We start from the raw sequence: 2440 nt of genomic DNA, 5'->3' as shown, positions 1-2440 counted from the left end.
TGTCAACTGTCAACTGTCAACTGTCAACTGTCAACTGTCAACTGTCAACTGTCAATTCCCATGTCTCGGAGCCGAGCTTCTAAAGCTTGCGATCGCGATCGTTCTTGTTCCAGTAAAGTTTCCGCCTGCTCGGCTCTTTGCCTTTCTTGTTCAGCCCTTTGCCGTTCTTGTTCAGCCCTTTGCCGTTCTTGTTCAGCCCTTTGCCGTTCTTCTTCGGCCCTTAATTCTGCTTGTTCTCGAAGTTGAGCGAGCTCCACAAAACTCACAAACGGTGTTCCATCAGGCCTGAATATTTGCAGTTCAGTTTCTGATAGTTGAAACCGCACTCCCATTCTTGGACTTACCCAGCCGTTCACTTGTTCGATTGCTTCTAATCGTTGATCTCGGCGCTCCCATATAGTTAAATCCACATTTGCTGGATCGTACAGATAATATTCTTCTACGCCGTACTGTTCGTAAAATCTCAGTTTTTGGAGCATCGGAGTCAGCCGATTTCCCGGCGACCAAATTTCAAACGCGACTTGCGGTACAATGTTCTCTTCGTTCCATTGTTGGTAGGAGCCTCGATAACCTTTCGGTCTTCCGAAGACTACCATCGCATCTGGCGCTTGAGAAATCTTGTTATTTCCTTCTACTGGATACCACAGCAAGTTTCCCGCTACGAAAACATCAGCCATGCTGGCAAATAACAGTTCTAAATTTTCTTTGATCCACACGATTAATCGAAACTGTTCCGTATTATCTGACCTTGGTTCGCCGTTATCATCTGGATAGATAATCTTTGCTTTGTCGGGAGATTGCAGTTGTGTAACCATTGCTGTTTTCCCCAAATTTACTGGTTAATTTATATTACTCAGCAGTCATCAGTGGTGTAATGACTAATGGCTGCTGATTAATGACTAATGACAAATGTCAACTATCAGCTATCAACTGCCAACCATTCGACAAGCAAGCGGGCAAGCTGTCAACTATCAACTGTCAACTGCCAACTGCCAACTGCCAACTGCCAACTGCCAACTGTCAACTGTCAACTGTCAACTGACTACTGTTGTCGGAGAGTTCGCATCAAATCAAAGCCGGCCAAATTAGCAGTATCGCGAACAATCAAGAAAATCCCCAAACCCAACAACAGCACCAAACCAGTCTGCATTACATTTTCCTGAATGCGGTTCGGCAGAGGCTTGCCCCGGACTCCTTCTATTAACAGAAAAGCTAGCTGACCGCCATCTAAAGCAGGTAAAGGCAAGATATTAATCACAGCCAAATTGATGCTTATCAACACCGCAAACTGAAACAAATTCGCTGCATCCGATCGCGCAATTCCTGCACCAATGGCTACAATTGCCACAGGCCCGGACAACTTTTCAGCAGTCTGACTGAAATTGCTAAGTAACTGCCCGAAACCTTGAAACGTCAGCACTACAATTCGCTCAAACTCAGTTGCAGCCTTGCTAAACGCCTCTACAATTCCCGCTCGTTCCCGCACGACAGTGCCGTTAGAAGTTAGCTGCACGCCAATCTTACCTTTACCGTCAGGTGATAATTCGGGAGTTACTGTCACCACAAATTTTTGCTCTTGGCGCTGAATTTCTAACGCCAAGGCTTGGTTGGGATGATCTTGGATGGCTGAGACTAGAGATTTGATTGCTTCGCGGTTCGCGCCCAATTCCTTACCATCAACGGACAGAACAATGTCGCCCGATCGAATTCCCGCTTGGAAGGCCGCCGAACTAACTTCCGCAGCGACTTCCGGGACTTTAACTCCCGGGAGGTAGTTCAGGGATGCAGCGCCGACGGTGGTCAATTGCACCACCAGCAGGAAGTAAGCAAAAATTAAGTTGGCAATTACCCCTGCACTAATCACGATCGCCCGATCGAGTACGGGGCGGTTGCGCAGCAAATTCGGGTCATTGGGCTCAATAGTGCTTTCTGGATCGTCATCCGGGAAACCCACGAAACCTCCCAGGGGAAAGGCGCGGAGGGCGTATTCAGTTTCCGGGCCTTGGTACTTCCACAGGATGGGGCCGAAACCGATGGAGAAGCGGTTGACGTGAATGTGTTGAAGTCTCGCCGCCAGGAAGTGGCCGAGTTCGTGAACGACAATCAAGATACCTAAAACTGCGATCGCTGCCAAAACTGACATGAAGGATTCCACTAACACTTTTACTTGACTTTAATTTATTTTAATATCTTTTTAAGATTGGTGGCTTCCGACCGGCAAATTTCAGTCAAACTGGAAGATGGCATTTTAAGCTAACGTCCGGGCCGGTGCGCGAGGGCCCGCGCGATCTGGCTTGTGTAGATTTTGGTCAAATGTGCGATATACACTACGAAACTAAACATTAGTCCGTAGTCAGTTGTTAGTTGCTAGTTGTTGGTCTAATCACAAATAACCAATAACAAATAACCAATAACAAATAACCAATAACCAATAACCAAT

General features: G+C 46.8%; 3 protein-coding genes. 1 reads left to right on the top strand and 2 read right to left on the bottom strand.

What is annotated here, in order from left to right; all coding sequences use genetic code 11:
- Positions 1 to 44 precede the first annotated feature (44 nt).
- Positions 45 to 815, bottom strand: a complete 771-nt coding sequence (locus QT974_RS33475) for a Uma2 family endonuclease (protein ID WP_333472669.1) — start codon at positions 813 to 815, stop codon at positions 45 to 47.
- Positions 816 to 895: 80 nt separating this feature from the next.
- Here QT974_RS33475 and QT974_RS33470 point away from each other — a divergent pair, with 80 nt between their 5' ends.
- A complete protein-coding gene (locus QT974_RS33470) occupies positions 896 to 1042 on the top strand; it encodes a hypothetical protein (RefSeq protein ID WP_333472668.1) in 147 nt (48 codons plus the stop codon).
- Here QT974_RS33470 and rseP read toward each other — a convergent pair whose 3' ends face one another.
- Positions 1043 to 2143 (bottom strand): RIP metalloprotease RseP, encoded by a 1101-nt coding sequence (rseP, locus tag QT974_RS33465; RefSeq protein ID WP_333472667.1) that lies wholly within the window; start codon positions 2141 to 2143, stop codon positions 1043 to 1045.
- Between the last annotated feature and the right edge of the window lie 297 nt (positions 2144 to 2440).

Origin of the sequence: Microcoleus sp. BM001215392 (assembly GCF_036700185.1) — a bacterium.
Classification (GTDB): Bacteria; Cyanobacteriota; Cyanobacteriia; order Cyanobacteriales; family Microcoleaceae; genus Microcoleus.
Note: the sequence above shows the minus strand (reverse complement) of the source record. Positions and strands in the feature narration are given on the sequence as shown.